Below are 1,857 nucleotides of genomic sequence, written 5' to 3'. Positions count from 1 at the left end.
TAATATCAGTCAACACGTCCCAAGGGGAAATGCCCTTTTCGACACCTTTGATCAGGTCATCGACTTTCTTACACTGATCTAAAAGGCCCAATAGCTTTTGAGGGCTGTGCTTTTGTGCGGCGGCAGACAGACCTGCCTGGCGTTTTTGAATGATACGATGTTGTTTGAATAATGCCGGCAATGGCTGACCTTTGCTCAGGGCATGAGACAAATTCAGTAGTAAGCGAATCTCTTTACTTAAAGCCCACAAGACAAAGGTGACTTCTACGCCTTCAAGGCGAAGGTGGGAGATGATTTTTGCGCTTTGCTTGGCCTTTCCGGTCAAACAGGCGTCGGTAAGGTTAAAGACATCGTAGCGAGAAGCATCTGAAACACTTTCCAACACATCTTCAGTAGAAATTTCGACACTGCTGTCAGGGTGAAGAAGCTTAAGCTTCTCAAGCTCCTGTTGTGCAGCGAGTAAGTTGCCTTCTAATCTATCAGACAAAAGTGAAACGGCGTCACGAGCTAAGTTCAAGCCCATTTTATTGGCTCGTTGAGCTATCCAACGCGGCATCTCGTGTAGATTGATTGGCCATATTTGAATGATGGCACCAGTCTGATCAAGTCGGCTACACCACTTGCTTTTAAGTGTGGAAGCATCGAGTTTATCGGCGCAGATCAGTAAAATCTTATCTTCTGGCAAATTATCGCAATATTGTTGAAAGGCTTTTGCACCGGGGGTACCGGGTTTAGATTTTCCAAGTCGAAGTTCAGTTAGTGTCTTTTCTGCAAATAAAGACAGAGTGTTAGCTTCTTCGTTTAAGCTGGTCCAATCGAACTTGCGGTCAACTTCCAGAATCTTTCGCTCATCAAAGCCTTGTTTTTTGCAGTTCAGACGAATGCTGTCCAAAGCTTCTTGAACCAATAGTGGCTCGTCACCGGTTACCAAATAAAGCGGTAAGAGCTTTTTTTTCAGCTCATTCTCAAGTTGCTCAGCTTTGATGCGCATACTTACTCAGAGCCCTCGTTACTGCCGGAATCGCTGGTAGTTAGCGTTTGTTTATTTACGACATCTATCTGGCGGAATATTTCTGAAGCAATGCGCTGGCTAAGTTCAGACTGTAGCTCACTGCGCTCGCGCTCTTTTGATAATAGTGCAGAGGACTGGTGGCGATAGCTATTACGAACGACGATTTCCTGTTCAGCGAGTACTTCTTCGCTCTCTTGAAGAACTAATTGATAACTTACTTTAGAGCTCAGCCCATATTCAGCGGTTGAAGCATTGCTTTGCAGCGACAAGGTACGAGACTCTTGCTCGATAGGGGAGATAGCTAGCCGATACTGAGCATTGTCATCAAAGCTAATATTATTCAGCATCAACTTTTGGCGTAGTGTTTGGCAAAGCTGCCAAGCACGAGTGGTTGGGCAGTCGAGTTTTATACTGGAAAAGCCCTTAGGAGCGTCATGTTCAGAATAACCACGAAGCTGGAAACCGCATGCCGACAGCAAACTAAAAAGCATGATCATTACGATGATCAAAAGTTTATTACGTGGCATATAAGGCTCTCACTGAAATAATAATCGCCCCGAAGCTTTAAGCGAGGGGCGATATTAAGGAGGAAAGAACAGGTCTATCGTTGCCTAGTTCGCAACGATATTAACCAGCTTTCCAGGTACAACGATTACTTTACGAACGGTCTTGTCATCTGTAAAGCGTTTAACGTTTTCATCATCCAAAGCAGTTTGTTCCATTGCTTCTTTGCTGATATCAGCAGGCACGTCAAGCTTGGACCTTACTTTACCATTCACCTGAATAACGATCGTTTGCGAAGCCTTAACCAAGGCGCTCTCGTCAACACTTGGCCAGCCCGCGCC

At 45.1% G+C, this 1,857-nt stretch carries 3 protein-coding genes; all 3 read right to left on the bottom strand.

All coding sequences use genetic code 11. From position 1 onward, the window contains the following. Positions 1–991, bottom strand: a 991-nt coding sequence (gene holA / locus A3756_RS08650) for a DNA polymerase III subunit delta (protein WP_068553339.1), incomplete at its 3' end; no start/stop codon positions are given. A gap of 2 nt (positions 992–993) precedes the next feature. Next, positions 994–1,539, bottom strand: coding sequence for an LPS assembly lipoprotein LptE (lptE, locus tag A3756_RS08645; RefSeq protein WP_068506692.1), 546 nt, complete (start codon positions 1,537–1,539; stop codon positions 994–996). An 84-nt stretch (positions 1,540–1,623) separates the two neighbouring features. Continuing rightward, a partial coding sequence (locus A3756_RS08640; protein WP_156490375.1) for a hypothetical protein occupies positions 1,624–1,857 on the bottom strand: 234 nt, incomplete at its 5' end.

This window comes from Oleiphilus sp. HI0086, from assembly GCF_001635225.1.
Note: the sequence above shows the minus strand (reverse complement) of the source record. Positions and strands in the feature narration are given on the sequence as shown.